General features: G+C 65.2%; 9 protein-coding genes, 1 pseudogene and 1 CRISPR repeat array. Of the genes and pseudogenes, 7 read left to right on the forward strand and 3 right to left on the reverse strand.

What is annotated here, in order from left to right; translation table 11 throughout:
* Positions 1-21: 21 nt before the first annotated feature.
* A pseudogene (gene cas2, locus BH719_RS09945) lies at positions 22-246 on the reverse strand (CRISPR-associated endonuclease Cas2); the annotation flags it as partial.
* 15 nt (positions 247-261) lie between these two features.
* Positions 262-2,061 carry a CRISPR-associated endonuclease Cas1 gene (cas1, locus tag BH719_RS01500; protein ID WP_009400131.1) on the reverse strand — a complete coding sequence of 600 codons (1,800 nt, stop codon included), beginning with the start codon at positions 2,059-2,061 and terminating at the stop codon, positions 262-264.
* 285 nt (positions 2,062-2,346) lie between these two features.
* Positions 2,347-3,437: direct repeats of the CRISPR family, unit length 37 nt; unit sequence GTCAGGGAGCACCCAGCACCATCAGGTGCATTAAGAC.
* Positions 3,438-4,891: 1,454 nt separating this feature from the next.
* On the opposite strand from cas1, the gene BH719_RS01505 reads away from it, so the two are divergent.
* From BH719_RS01505 to BH719_RS01535, 7 genes are all read left to right on the forward strand, one after another.
* Positions 4,892-5,458 carry a hypothetical protein gene (locus BH719_RS01505; protein WP_034255136.1) on the forward strand — a complete coding sequence of 189 codons (567 nt, stop codon included), beginning with the start codon at positions 4,892-4,894 and terminating at the stop codon, positions 5,456-5,458.
* 46 nt (positions 5,459-5,504) lie between these two features.
* Positions 5,505-7,979, forward strand: a complete 2,475-nt coding sequence (locus tag BH719_RS01510) for a hypothetical protein (protein ID WP_034255137.1) — start codon at positions 5,505-5,507, stop codon at positions 7,977-7,979.
* A gap of 467 nt (positions 7,980-8,446) precedes the next feature.
* Positions 8,447-9,478 carry a DUF6318 family protein gene (locus tag BH719_RS01515; RefSeq protein ID WP_245683301.1) on the forward strand — a complete coding sequence of 344 codons (1,032 nt, stop codon included), beginning with the start codon at positions 8,447-8,449 and terminating at the stop codon, positions 9,476-9,478.
* Between the two features lie 546 nt (positions 9,479-10,024).
* The gene (locus BH719_RS01520) at positions 10,025-10,501 is read left to right on the forward strand and encodes a hypothetical protein (protein ID WP_069774613.1); all 477 of its coding nucleotides are present in this window, start codon (positions 10,025-10,027) and stop codon (positions 10,499-10,501) included.
* Positions 10,502-11,178: 677 nt separating this feature from the next.
* A complete protein-coding gene (locus BH719_RS01525; RefSeq protein WP_157098146.1) occupies positions 11,179-11,499 on the forward strand; it encodes a serine/threonine protein kinase in 321 nt (106 codons plus the stop codon).
* 437 nt (positions 11,500-11,936) lie between these two features.
* Positions 11,937-13,037, forward strand: a complete 1,101-nt coding sequence (locus BH719_RS01530) for an ABC transporter permease (protein ID WP_009400150.1) — start codon at positions 11,937-11,939, stop codon at positions 13,035-13,037.
* Between the two features lies 1 nt (position 13,038).
* On the forward strand, positions 13,039-13,722 hold the full coding sequence (locus BH719_RS01535; protein ID WP_009400151.1) for an ABC transporter ATP-binding protein: 684 nt from the start codon (positions 13,039-13,041) through the stop codon (positions 13,720-13,722).
* 170 nt (positions 13,723-13,892) lie between these two features.
* Here the strand turns inward: BH719_RS01535 and BH719_RS01540 are convergent.
* Positions 13,893-14,587 (reverse strand): AAA family ATPase (locus tag BH719_RS01540; RefSeq protein WP_009400152.1); only part of this gene is annotated, 695 nt, incomplete at its 5' end.

The following is a 14,587-nucleotide window of genomic DNA, read 5'->3' on the forward strand; positions in this document are numbered from 1 at the left end:
CGCGACCGCTGCTCCTAGGATTTCTGCGCGCTCGGCGCAGGTGGAGCACAGGGGGTAGATGTGCACAACGTCTTCGGCCTCGTTGATCAGGGCTGCCAGCCGGGCCCGTATGGCGTTGAGCCCTGCGGCGTCCAGGCGCAGTTGGAACACGGATTCCTGGATGTGGTAGCCCCAGGACTGCAGGGCTTTGGCGACTCTGGTCCGGCGCCTGTTGGAGGAGATGTCGTAGGCGACTATGTAGATCACGGCTGCTCCCTTGCCTCACCGCCAGATGATGCCCGTCCACTGGTAGTAGGGTTCGGCGATGGCGCGGGCCATCAGCTGTGCCTCGTGGTGGATGTGTCTGCGCCAGCTGCCGCTGAATCCGGGTAGGGCGCCGGTGACTGAGCGTTGTGCGGTTGCCTCGTAGGCGTCGACGACGGTTTTCTTGCCGTCGGCACTGAGCCACACACCTTCGCCCTGGGGGCCGGGGGCGCCGTGCTCGGAGCGGAGTCGGCGCGTGCGCAGTAGCGCCATGACGGTTTGGTCGACCAGTAGGGGCCGGAACTCTTCCATGAGGTCCAGGGCCAGGCTGGGGCGCTTGTCGGTTGGCGCGTGCAGGACGCCGAGTGAGGGCTCCAGGCCGGCGGCGTGCAGTGCGCCGACGCATTCGCCCAGCAGAATGGCGTAGGCATAGGAAAGCGCGGCGTTGGGCACGTCGAGGGGCGGGCGGCGGCTGCGCCCGTTGAAGTCGACGCTGGGCGGCGCGCACATGGCGAGGGCGTCGAAGTACGCGGCTGAGGCGGCGCCCTCGATGCCCATGAGCTCGTCCGTATCGGCGGCATGTGCGGTTTCTTCGCGCCAGGCGCGCATGCGGGCGGCTGTGTCGGCGAGGTGCAGGGCGGGGTCGCGCCTGGCGATGCGGTTGAGCACGTGGATCTGGTTGCGGATTTTGGCGTTGACGATGGCGCGGGCCAGTGGCAGTTTCGCCGTTTCGTCGGTGGTGTACGAGGCTTGGGCCAGCAGGCGGGCGGCGTTCCCCGTGGCGGCGGTGTTGACCAGTTGGCCCTGGTAGGCTCCGCGTCTGGACAGGCAGACGACGTCGACTCCGTTGCGCAATGCCCAGGAGCGGGCTCCGGCGGACAGGCCGACGTTGCCGGTGAGCACGATGCGGGTGACGCTGCGTTGGGGGAGGGACATTTGGGGGACGCCGGAGGCGCTGTCGACCAGGAGCCTGCCTTTGGCGACGTGGATGCGCGTCCCGTCTTTGCCGACGTAGACGATGCGGTCGGCGCTCGCCTCGGGCGTCGCGCTGGTTGTTCGCGGGGCTGGGGCGGTGGCGGTGTAGTCGGTGCCGAGGTGGCAGAACTCCTCGTCGAAACTGGTGGTCTGGGTTCGCGTCCCGTCGAGCAGCAGGCCGCGGGCGGCCAGGGTGGCGACCAGCAGGGCGACGGCGGCATCAAGGCGGGCGTCGTCGGGCTCGCAGATGAGGATCCACTGCCCGCTGCGGGCGTAGCCGTGTCCGGCGTCGGTCATGGCGTTGTCGATGGGCGCCAGTGCGGCGTTGCGGAGGGCGTCGACCAGTTGGGGCTCATGGCGGGTGTGCGCGATGGCACTGAGCAGCGTGGTGATGGGCACGGCGAGTAGCGAGGGAAGGGTGTCGCTGGCGTTTTGGATGATGCGGCGGACGGTCATGGGCGCCAGGCAGCAGCGGAAGACTTTGACGCGTCCGTCGGCGCGCATGCCGGTGATGCGCTCGGAGAGGGCGGTAGCGCTCCCGCTGATGGGGAATGCGGCGGGCGAGGTTTCTTGTGCCAGGCGGGAGCCGATGGTGTGGGTGATGGCGCATGCGATGAGTCGGCGCTCGAGGCGGGTCGGCGTGGGTTCGCCGCTGCCTGCGGCGAGTGCGTGGATGAGGGACGAGGCATGGGCCAGTGTCGCGTCGAGGTCGGCGCTGGCAGTTTGGACGGTGGCGGGGTCGAGGTCTGCGGTGTTGGATGCGAGCATGGTTCGCCATGCGTTGGCGAGGGTTTCGGCTGCCGCGATGAGCGCGATGATGCGGTTGGGGTCGTCGGTGTTCATGGGTCGTCCTCACGCTGTGGTTGTGCAACACCTATAGACTTACTTTACAACCTTCAGGGTGACTTGTGCAACATTTCCGCGGGTGTCAGCATCGACTTTTCGTTGGAAAGCGGTCGGAAAGCGGCAGACGGAACAGTGTTCCGGGCGTCGGTGGCGACCCTTGTGCTCCCAACGAAAAGTCCCCTAAACTGGAGTCGTGCTCATTGGCCGGAGGGCTCCCTGTTCGGCCACTGGCGATCCGGTGTGACGTTTGCGCAGATCAACTGCCATTCGACACGCCGAGGGGTCAGGGAGCACCCAGCACCATCAGGTGCATTAAGACCGGTAATCGTCCTCCACCCTGTAGAGTGCTCCGCCGGGTCAGGGAGCACCCAGCACCATCAGGTGCATTAAGACACTGGCCGCTGCTTGAACGCCGGTGGGGCGGTGACCACGGGTCAGGGAGCACCCAGCACCATCAGGTGCATTAAGACAGCATGGCCTCGCGCGGTGTCATGGGGTCGATCATCGCTAGGTCAGGGAGCACCCAGCACCACTAGGTGCATTAAGACATAATGGTCAAGCCGCAGAGCGGCCCTCACTTCTTGGGTCAGGGAGCACCCCGCACCACTAGGTGGATTAAGACGCGGCGCGACAGCCCCAGCTCCGGGCTGGTCACCCACCCGGTCAGGGAGCGCCCAGCACCATCAGGTGCATTACGACTTGAGGATTGTCGCGTTGTCGTATTCGGGGATGTTGGGCAGTCAGGGAGCACCCAGCACCACCAGGTGCATTAAGAGGTGGAGCCGAACCCCACCGGATCTACGTGGTGCCCGGTCAGGGAACACCCAGCACCATCAGGTGCATTATGACGGCGCAAGGACTGGAACAGGCCCAGCCCCACGCCCCCTCGTTAGGGAGTACCCAGCACCACCAGGTGCATTAAGACACAGAGAGGACGTGGATCGTGCAGGGGATCCTGCTGGCGCGTCAGGGAGCACCCAGCACCATCAGGTGCATTAAGACTTGTTGGAGAACACGGACCCGAACACGCTGATGTCCGGGTCAGGGAGCACCCAGCACCATCAGGTGCATTAAGACCTTTGGAGTCGTAGTAGTACCATGCGCCGAGTCGTGAGGTCAGGGAGCACCCAGCACCATCAGGTGCATTAAGACGCCCGCACCCCACGACGGCACTATCTCGCAGTCGCAGTCAGGGAGCACCCAGCACCACCAGGTGCATTAAGACTGGAAATCCAGGGCCGTTACCGTATACCCGTAGTCGTCAGGGAGCACCCAGCACCACCAGGTGCATTACGACTGTTGATACGCAGGCCCTCTCCCCCACCTTCAACGTGAGTCAGGGAGCACCCAGCACCATCAGGTGCATTAAGACTCGGTCTACGCCTCGTAGTACTGGGACAGGTTCAGACGTCAGGGGCCCCTGCACCACCAGGTGTATTAAAACATCGGCCCCGTCGTCTGGTCCGCGACCGCTTGGAACGCGTCAGGGAGCACCCAGCACCATCAGGTGCATTAAGACCCCAGGTGCTCGCCCGCCTGGACGCACCAGGACGCCAGTCAGGGAGCACCCAGCACCATCAGGTGCATTAAGACTTACGGACCCCGGCCAGCGCGTCACCGCCCGACGGTCAGGGAGCACCAGCACCACCAGGTGCATTAAGACTTCGCGCCGGATTGACTTCCAGTACCGTTCCCGTACAGTCAGGGAGCACCCAGCACCATCAGGTGCATTAAGACTTGACGGGATCGGTCATCGGCAGGAACACCGTGAACGGGATCAGGGAGCACCCAGCACCACTAGGTGCATTAAGACGCTCTTGGAGGCGTCGAGGTCGTCGAGGTACCGCATGAGTCAGGGAGCACCCAGCACCACCAGGTGCATTAAGACCCCCTCGACCACTCCGACTATCCCGCTGAATATGCCGGTCAGGGAGCACCCAGCACCACCAGGTGCATTAAGACTCGCCGAGGGCACACTCGACGATCTGGCGGGTCGTGGGGTCAGGGGGCACCCTGCACCACCAGGTGTATTAAGACATCGGCCCCGTCGTCTGGTCCGCGACCGCTTGGAACGCGTCAGGGAGCACCCAGCACCACCAGGTGCATTAAGACCGCGCCAGATGGTACGTCGTCGTCGTATTGCCGACCGTCAGGGAATGCCCAGCGCCATCAGGTGTATTAAGACATCGAATCCTTCTTCAACTGGTTCACGAACTTAGCGTCAGGGAGCACCCAGCACCACCAGGTGCATTAAGACCCGATCGACTTGTAGGATTCACGGAGGGCGGTCTCGCCGTCAGGGAACACCCCGCACCATCAGGTGCATTAAGACGGCGTGGGGCCAAGGCGCGGCAGCTCCCGCACCCCGGCGTCAGGGAGCACCCAACACCATCAGGTGCGCTCACGACTTTGCTCCATAGGAGCAGGTCGCGGTCCTCGACCCAAGTGCCAGGGGGTGGAGGCCGACCGCTGCTGCGGCGATGCCTCGTGCGGGCGCGCCGTCAGCGCTCCTCCGGTCCCCTTCTACCGTGAAGTCCGCACACAAGGGCCCCGAATTAGGCAACGTCGTTCGCACACAAGGGCGGAATCAAGCCGTTGTGTGCGATGTTGTGTTGCGTAATTCCGTCCCTTGTGTGCGTAACCGGGAACTGCGCGCGAAAGAAGAGCCCCCAGCGCCACCGGGCGTATCCGATCAGGGCCCCGAAGCCCGAGTCTAGGCCGGACCAGCGCCAGTACTGTGTCGGGGGACACCCTGCGCTGCTACAATCTTGGGGTGTCGGGGCACTCTGGTGGCCCCGATTGGATGCTGCACCGAAGGAGGGCGCGGATGCCTGTCGCACCGAGTACCGCACTGTCACTGGCCGCGTTGCTGGCGGCGCTCGTCGGCCCCGTGGTCGCGTACGCGTGCGCCAAGAAGTGGACGCGCAGGAACATCGCGGAGCTCGTCACAGGCGACCCGGGCCTCGTCGACCGCATCAACAGGCACACCTGGGCGCTGTCCGACGGCGCCATCGTGGTCGTGGGGCCGCCCGACAGCCAGCAGGCCCACGACGTGCACCAGGCCCTGGAGGACACGGGACTGTTCAAGAAGGGCGCCATCGCCCACATCCCGCCGCAGGACCTGGCCGGGGCCGCCCGGGCCGACCTCATCATCCTCACGGAGGACGCGTTGAGCGCGCAGGCGGACGGGCCCGGCCGGGCGCGACTGCTCGACGACGTGCTGGGCAGCAAACGGGGCGTACACGCCGGGCTCATCGGCTACGCCCCCGCGGGCAACTTCACGGACAGCGAGTTCCAGGCGATCGGCTCCGAGCCGATCACGTCGGTGACCCGGACCCGCGGACGCCTCGTCAACGACGCGCTCTCCATGCTCACCACCCTGTCCCGCCTGTAACAGCCGCACCAGCAGGCCACACCAGCGGCAGGAAGGCGGCGTCGAAGTGACCGAGAACGAGGGACAAGCCCCCAGCACCCAGCACCTAGGACCCAGCACCCAGTCGAGAACATGGCACCACGCCTACAACGGCGTCCCCACAGTGCGCGCCAGCCGGACGGGCGTGGGCAAGAACCCTCGAGCCGTTTTCTTCGACGACGCCCCTCCCCCACCGCACGACCACATCCCCCCACAGTCCCTCTCCGGCTGGATCCGCCTGGAACTCACAGTCGCCACACCCACCGTCCCCGGCCACCAGGACCCCTCCGGCAGGATCGTCGTCGCCTCGCTGAACGGGAACAACTGGGGCGCCCAGTCCTGGGACGACGCGACAATCCCGGCGACAAGCCTCAAGGGCGTCCTCTCATCAGCCTGCGAAGCGGTCACCGAGTCCCGGCTCCGGGTGTTCCGGGAGCACGACCACGTGCTCACCTACCGGCGCAGCGCCCGCGAGGGCCAAACCCTGTACCCGGTCTTCCTCACCAAGGAGAAGAACGGAACATGGTCGGCGCGCGTGATGCTGGGGAAGAACCCCCGGCCCACCACTCCGGCCCAATGGGACACGCCGCCCAGCTGCGTGTGCGCGGCCGCCCTGCCCGACTCCGAGCAATCCGCGGTGAAAATCATGCTCAGTAAGAAGCGGTACTACCTGGGCGGCCGTCGCCGGAAGAAAGGGAAACAGCGGGGCGACGAGCAGGCAGCCATCCGAACACTCATAAAGCTGCGCACTGCGACGCCCCATTTGAAACGCGTGTCGTTCACCTGGGAGGAGGAGAATTTCTACGAAGGCACCCGCGCAATTGTCTCCAAAATCGGACGCACCCTCTACGCCCACAGCAAGAGCGTGATCGAAAGCGGCACGGACGAGGGCTACGTCGTCCGTACCACGCCCGAACGTGCAGCCAAGGGGAAGCGCAATCGTGGCCCCGTCCGCCTCATCAGCACGAAGTACAACGAGTTCGTGTTCTTCGACTCGGAGGAGAACCGCACTCTCCTTCCGGTCTCCGACGATGTGGTGTCGCGCCTGGTGTCCGTCATCCACTCCTACGCCTGCAATGTCTTCGAACTGAAACGCCGCGAGTCGAGGGCGGGTCGGAATCCGTCCTCGGGAACCCAGCGTTCGACCGACCCCAGCACCCGGTTGGTCGAGGAGTTCGTCCGCCGGCGCCTCAGTGGCGTGCGCGCTCACGACACCGAGCCGCCATTCACCCGCCAGGACGTACTCGACTACCTGGCGGCCCTGGCCTCGCAAGACCCGGGCATCCCCTTGTTCGCAGTCATCGTCGGCGACGATTCGGGGACGGCGGAGCACGGCGGAAAAGTGATGGTGCTCGGCCCGTCGCAGGTCGGCCGCGCGACCCCACAGAACGGTGTTCCCCCGCACCGCCTCGCCGAGGACAGCGACGTGCTCCCCGCGCACGACATCGCCGAGGCCTCTGCCGCCGACCGTCTGTGGGGGTTCGTCGCCGACGAGCCCGATGACGACGACACGCCCTCCGCGCGCGGCAGGATCACCCTTACCCGCGCAGAACCGGACACCAGCACCGGGAAGGAGCACCTGCTGCGCGCCGAGGCGGGCGGATGGGTGCCTCCGATCCTCGCGGGGCCAAAACCGGCGACGGGCGCGCCCTACCTGCGCGACCGCGAAGGCAGGCACGTCGGCGAGCGCCTCACCCGGGGGCGGCTGTTCGAACCCGGGCAGACGCTGATCCGCAAGGTCTACCCCACTCACCGTTTCCTCATTCACGACTACCGGAGCGGTAAGGAGGAGCTGCCGCCACCGGCGCGGGAGGCGCGGAGCGGAGAAGCCACCCAGGGCAGCGAGGTCGTTGTGGGCTCGTACCTGCTGCCCGGCGCGAAGCTCCACGCCACCCTTCGTTTCACCGCACTCACCGACACCGAGCTCGCGGTGCTCCTGTGGCTGCTGACCCCTGAGAACCTCGTCCCCACATCCGAGCGGGAAAAGGGCGGGACGGGGGTGTTCCACATCGGCTTGGGCAAACCCCTGGGGTGGGGGGCCGTCGAAGTCAGGGCGACTGAACTCGTAGTCGCGGACGGGAAGCGCCTCGCACGCGGTTACGCGGATCTGTCCGGGTGCTTGGGGTTGAGCGCTGCAGACTCTCCGGTCGAGCGGGGCACCGCCGCTCCGACTGCGGCGATCACCAGTACCGCCGAAAGCACCGCTACCACCCCCTTGGCGGACTACCGGGAGCGTCTGCGGGGACTCCTACCGGGGTTCGAGGCGTCCGCCGCCGTGCGCTCTTTCGCGCGGTCGGCGTTCGGATGGCGCGACGCGCCGGACGAGGACAACGTGTCGTACCCGGTCGCGAAGGGCTCTGGATCAGCGGGGATCTCTGCGACCGCCCTGTTCTTCAAGAAGCGGGAGGACAACAGGGTGAAGGCGGCGTTCCCAGACGCCCGGGGACGCAAAGACTGCCTCAAGTCTCAATTCAACCTCCCCACGCTCGACGACGACCACTGACTGAGGGCGCTCGGCCCGACGACGACCGCTGAGGGAGTACCGAGTTTGGTCTTGCCCGCGCCGCCGGGTGGACACGCGGCTCAGACCCCAGCGGCCACACCAGCACTCGTACGCCCGCACGCCGGGCGTATCCTCCACCCAGGGGTATAAGCAACGCTTATGGCCCCGCCGCGCGGACACACGGCCAAACCCCTGGTGGTCCCACCCACACCAGCACCCGCGACCCCGCCCACCGGGCAGGCGCACCTCAAACCCACGAGTCAGCCCATCAAACGCCACGGCATAGCCAGCGTTCTGCGGAACCCAGAACGATCCACCGCCCAACCCGATGTCTGAAGACGGTCGCAATAGTTATCCACAGACCATGACTGGGGTCTAGCGCCGGGGGTGTGCGAGGCGTTAGCATCGAAAGCAAGTGAAGCAGGCCACCACTACGGTCTCAGGTTGGCACAAGGATGTGGTACCGCGTGAACACAGACGATGAGCACGCCATGGACGGCACCAGGCCCAGGGCTGGGCTCACACGCGGCCGCACTGCACCGGGAGGAGCGGTCGATGATCCTGCCACCAACGAGCCCGCTGACGCTTCCAGCCTCCAGGACCGCTCCACTGGTGGGCCCGCCAGCAGCGGGTTCTCAATCGGCGATCCGGATTCAGACAGGACCTCGCCCGGCGGCGACCAGTCGGTCGGCGATCCTGGCGACGACCCCGATAGCGGCCTACCCGACGGTGGTCCTGTCGACGACGGGCCCGCCGATGGTGGTGGTGGGGTGTCGCCTGTGGTGCGCGAGTATGTGGAGGGGTTGCGTCGTGAGGCGTTGGCGCGGGATGCGGAGTTGCGGGCGCGGGGGATCGACCCGTACAAGGGGACTGGCGTGGATGAGGGGCCGCGTCGGCGGTTGAGCGCGCGCGCCCTAGTGGCGCTGATCGTCCTGGTGGTGGCGGCGGTGTCGGTGGGCGCGTATGTGGTGTTCTTGCGGGGGGAGCCCGATTACGGGATGAGCCATGGCTACCAGGTTCAGTCCGACGGGAGCCTCAAGCGCCCCAGCACCCCAGTGCACCAGCCCGACGCCCCGGCCGAGCTCCTGCGGTTCACCGACGACGCCAGCGAGATCGCCGCGACGCACTACTTCGAGGTAGTGGCCTACGCGTGGAACACCGGGGACACCCAGTACTTGAGAGCATTCAGCTCACCAGACTGCCAGTTCTGTAAGAAAACGGCGGAAGAAATTGAGAGGCTCTACACCGAAGGGGGTTGGGGTTCAGGAGCTGCGTACTCTAACATGACTACGGAAATGCTCGGTAAGTCTGAGGACGCGGCTACGTTCGGCGACCAAAGCTATGGAGTCAGAGTTCGCTATCACGAACGCACCCCCGACCTTTACCATGATCACTCTTTCCAGCAGAGCAGGGAATCAGACAACAACCTGATAGTAATCGTTCATTGGGACGGCCAGCGTTGGCTGATTCGCGACATTGGAAAGGAAGGGGACGAGTAAGTGCTGAAACCAATCCCCCTCCGCAACCGAGCCCGCATGGCCTTCGCTTTGGCCTACGTCTTCGTGATCGCCAATTCCACCTCCGCCTCCGCCGACACCCCGGAATCGAATACCGACTTCAGCGTTGGAGCGGACGAGAACAGTATCGTCATATCCGGGAATCAATTCTCCCAACAGACCACCCCATCCACAGAATCCGGCCCGTCGTCGTCGGTTGTGGGTGGTTCCGGCGGGGGTTCTGGCAGTGGTTCTGCTGCTGGTGGGGGTGTTCCGGCGGTTCCGGCGGCGTCCGGTGGGTCTGGCGCGTCTGGGGGTGGTTCTTCTGGGGGTGGGCGTGCGGCGGGGGGTCCGTTGGAGATGGTGTGCACGGGTGAGCGTGAGGGGATCCCGGGGTCTGCGGCGCGGCCGGGGGATGCGGGCGCGGCGTCGGCCCACTGCCAGTACGTTGCTGGCGCCGCCCCCACCACACCCGAGACTGCGGACGAGGAGCCCGCCGACGACGGCAGCGGGGGTGAGGGGGAGGCGCCGCCCAGTACGGAGGCGATCGTGCGCACCGCGCTGGCGCGGGTGGCGGTGTCGGGGGCGGGCCTGTCGTGGCAGCCGCGCGAGAAGTCGTACACGAACGCAGGGGTGCCCACCATCGTCTACGCCGCCACCCCTTCTCAGACCCACACCACGGCCCTGTTCGGGCGCGAAGTGTCGATCACCCTGACCGCGTCGCAGTACTCGTACGACTTCGGGGACGGCACCGCGCCCCTGGTGACCTCCCGGGCGGGGGAGCCGTGGAGGAGGGGCAACAAGGAAGCACGCCTGACCCACCATTACGAACAGGTCACCCGCGGGGGCGAGAGGCGGACCATCACGCTGACGACCACATGGGACGCCACCACCACCAACCCCTTCACCGGCCAGACACTCACCCTCCCATCCATCATCACCACCACCGAGCAGTCCACCCCCTTCCCCGTGTCCCACCTGCGCATCGACCTGACCGACACCGCCGACGAACAAGACGGCCACTAACCCCACAACCCACCCGAGCACTGCACGGCGGCCCCACCCACCAGACAGACGAGGACAGGAGGAGGACCCGGCCCACCGGGCCCAGCAGGCCCCGCGAACCACGCGAAGAGAGGAGGGGACCCGGCCCGCAACCCCAACCCGCGAGCCCGCCCCCAGGGCGGTCCCATTCCCCCGACCCGTGTGTTCCCGGACCCGGGGGGTATAGACAACGTCTATGGCCCCGCCGGGCGAATGCACAGCCCGAACCCCAGCGGCCGCGGACCCAGCCGCCGGGCGGCGGGCGCGGCCCGACGACTGCGGAGCTTCCGCCCACTGGGCCCGAGTGTTCCCGGGCCCGGGGGTATAGACAACGTCTATGGCCCCACCGGGCGAACACACCACCCGACGACCGCCGGGCTGGACACGAAGAGGAGGGAACCCGGCTCAAAACTCTTACCCAGCCGCCGCGAGCCCGCCCACCGAGCGCCACGGCATCACTCACCTTCCACAGGACCAAGCACGATCCAGCGCCCCACACTCATACTCACCGATAATCACAATGGTTATACACAGACCATAATAAGGGTCTTGCGTTAGCAGGATGTTAGGCGTTAGCATCGAAAGCAAGTGAGGCGAACATTCATCGTCATGGTCGACGCTGACTGATCCGCCACACTGAATTGGAAGGAGAAGAGTCCGTGCTGAAACCTATGAGCCTCCCCCACTACGTTCCCGCAGTCCTCGCGTTCGCGTGCGCCTTCGTGCTCGCCGACGTCTCCCTGGCCTCCGCTGTTACGAGCGCGCCCACCGCTCCCGCCGCTCTTGCTGCCCCCAGTGCGCCCACGGGCGATTCCGCTCAGAGCACTCCCCCGGGCCGCTCCCCCATGACGATGGTGTGCACGAGCGAACGCGAGGGCATCCCCGGCTCCGCGGCCCGCCCCGGCGACCCCAGCGTCGCCTCCGCCCACTGCCAGTACGTCCCCGCGCCAACGCCCACAGGCGGCTCCGCCGGGCAGTGACCCGCGCCCACTCCCTTCCAACCAGGAAGCCCGGCTCTTCGCACTCCATGATGTAGGTGACGCGCAAGTTCACCGGCTCGAGGCGACCTGGGGTCAGTTGTGGGTTTGGTTACGGAATTGAGGGGGCAGCGCCCCCCCTTGAGAACTCCGCACCCCTCCTGCGGCTCGGGCAGAACCGCCTATGGGTGTGGTGGGCGGCGGTCAAGGAACCACAGCGCCCGTCTTGTTACGGCACGGTCTGGCAGGCGCGCGGATCCGCCTGCGAGCGCCTCGGCGGCACTCTCCCAGCGCTCGGGCGCACTGATGGGCGGAGAAGCTGGCACTCGTACCGCACAGCGCCGCGCGCGGCGGGACGCCCACCAGCGGTAATAGCATCAACCGGCGTGCTATGCGCACAAGTGGGCACTCAGACATCTGCGCCCAGAAGGAGACAATGAATGAAAATAGCCTGGAACGAAATCACATACCAACCAAAGAAGTTCGTTCTCATTGAGATACTGATCGCTTTGCTCATGTTCATGGTCGTCTTCCTATCCGGCCTGACGAACGGGCTGGGACGCTCCGTTTCCGCTCAAATCGATAACTTCGGCCCCCTCAACTACATCCTCTCAAAGGACTCCGACAAGAATATCCCGTTCTCCAGCATCACACCCGAAGACACCGAAGAAATTGAGAAAATCGACGGCATCGCGTACAGTGGTCTGTTCATCCAGCGAGCGACAATCGCTCAGACGGAAGGCTCAAGCACTCTCGATATCACCTACTTCGCCATCGAGAACAACGGTCAAGAGATACTCACTCCGAAAACAAGTGGAACAGGCGCCAGAATTTCGGATCTGAAGGAGAACGAGGTCATTCTCGATAGCTCATTCCAAGACGAAGGGATTCAACTCGGCGACGAGGTGATCGACAAGGCGTCCAAGCAGAAACTCACCGTGATCGCCTTCGCGCAGGACGCCAAATACGGGTACAGCGAGATCGGCTTCGTCAACTCGGAAACCTACACGGGCATGAGGCGAAAGGCAGATCCGAACTTCCAGTGGCGAGCCCAAACGCTCGTGACCCCGGACTCCGTGACGTCCAGCGATCTCACTGGAGACCTCGTCGTGGCCGACCGGGAGCAGATCATCGACAACATCCCCGGTTACAAGGCCCAGAACCTCACCCTGCGGATGATCACCTGGGTCCTTCTGATCGCCTCCTCCGCCATCCTCGGAGTGTTCTTCTACATCCTCACCCTCCAGAAGCTCAAGCAGTTCGGAGTGCTGAAGGCAATCGGAATGCCCATGAGCAGAATCACCTACATTCAATTGTCCCAGCTCACCATCGTCTCCCTCATCGGAGTCGCGATCGGCCTCGGCCTGGCCGCCCTCGTCAACCCACTGCTGCCGCCGACTGTTCCCGCATTCATCACCCCTCAGGACAACATCGCCATCTCAGCGAGCTTCATTCTGACGTCTCTCCTGTGCGGCGCCCTTTCCCTGCTCAAGATCAAGAAAGTCGATCCCATCGAGGTCATCGGTGGAAACGGAGAATAAGATGGCAGTCATCGAGCTGGAGAACATCCAGAAGTCGTATGCCGACGGCAATCAAATGCATCATGTCCTGAGCCACCTCGACCTGAGCGTCGACAGCAAAGAGTTCGTCGCTATTCTGGGCCCTTCCGGATCCGGGAAGTCGACCCTTTTGGCCGTCGCAGGTCTGCTGTTGTCGGCCGACGCAGGACGCATCCGAATCGGCGGCCAAGACCTCACCGACCTCAGCCAGAAGCAGTGGACGAGGAAGCGCCTGGAACTCCTCGGCTTCATCTTTCAAGACCACCAGCTGCTGTCCTATATGAGGATCGGAGAACAGCTGGAACTGGTGTCCAGACTCAAGGGAGAGCAGGACAGGAAGAAAAGGCGGGAGGAAGTCCAGTCCCTGCTGGTTGATCTGGGTATTGAGGCCTGCTATCACCAGTACCCTAATCAGATGTCCGGAGGACAGAAGCAGCGGACCGCTATCGCACGCGCTTTTATTGGGAATCCTCAGCTGATTCTGGCGGACGAGCCAACGGCGAGCCTCGACCCCGACAAGGGCCAGGAGATCGCTGAGCTGATCTGCAACGAAGTCAAGTCGAAGAACAAGAGCGCCGTCATGGTCACGCACGACCGCTCGATCCTCAGTTATGTCGACACCGTCTACGAACTCAAGCACGGCCAGCTGCTGGAAGCAGAAGGATAGAGGCCGGTGGTAGGCGGCGCCAACACTCGCGCCGTATGCTTGGACAGCGCCGCGAGCAGTGTGTCAGCATTCGGGCCAGAATCCGCATCGGTGATAGTCGGGTAGCGGGCACCGCCTCACGCCACCCGTCCCATCGTCGCCAATACTGCGCGCATAGAGACGCTGGTGCGCTACTGCCCCAGCCGCTGCGACACCACAGTGGTCACGCCGTCGCGCATGGTGACGCCGTAAAGGGCGTCCGCGATCTCCATCGTGCGCTTCTGGTGGGTGACGACGATCAGCTGGGAGGCCTGCTGCAGCTCCTTGAAAATGGTGAGCAGGCGCGACAGGTTCACGTCGTCCAGGGCCGCCTCGACCTCGTCCATCACGTAGAACGGCGAGGGCCTGGCCTTGAAGATCGCCACCAGGAACGCGATGGCCGCCAACGACCGCTCCCCGCCCGACAGCAACGACAAGCGCTTCACCTTCTTGCCCGCCGGCCTCGCCTCGATCTCAATGCCCGTGGCCAGCATGTCCTGCGGGTCCGTGAGCACCATGTCGCCCGTGCCCCCCGGGAAGAGCACCGAGAAAGTGTGGGCGAACTGCTCGCGAGTGTCCGCGAACGCGCTGGTGAACGCCTCCTCCACCCGTCGGTCCACTTCCTCGACGATGCGCAGCAGGTCCGCCTTCGACGACTTCAAGTCCTGCACCTGGTCCACCAGGAACTTGTGGCGCGCCGCCAGCGCCTCGTGCTCCTCCAGGGCCAGCGGGTTCACGCGGCCCAGCTTCTCCAAATCCCGTTTGGCGCGCCGCAGGGCCTCCTCCTGCTCGGCGCGGACGAAAGGTCGCCCCGCCGAGGCGCCAGCCGGGCCCTCCGCGCCGCGCC

The organism is Pauljensenia hongkongensis (assembly GCF_001746855.1).
GTDB lineage: Bacteria > Actinomycetota > Actinomycetes > Actinomycetales > Actinomycetaceae > Pauljensenia > Pauljensenia hongkongensis.

Coding starts and splice junctions, on each gene's coding strand:
- cas1 (WP_009400131.1), bottom strand. CDS start 2,061: ATGAACACCGACGACCCCAACCGCATCATCGCGCTCATCGCGGCAGCC.
- BH719_RS01505 (WP_034255136.1), top strand. CDS start 4,892: ATGCCTGTCGCACCGAGTACCGCACTGTCACTGGCCGCGTTGCTGGCG.
- BH719_RS01530 (WP_009400150.1), top strand. CDS start 11,937: ATGAAAATAGCCTGGAACGAAATCACATACCAACCAAAGAAGTTCGTT.
- BH719_RS01535 (WP_009400151.1), top strand. CDS start 13,039: ATGGCAGTCATCGAGCTGGAGAACATCCAGAAGTCGTATGCCGACGGC.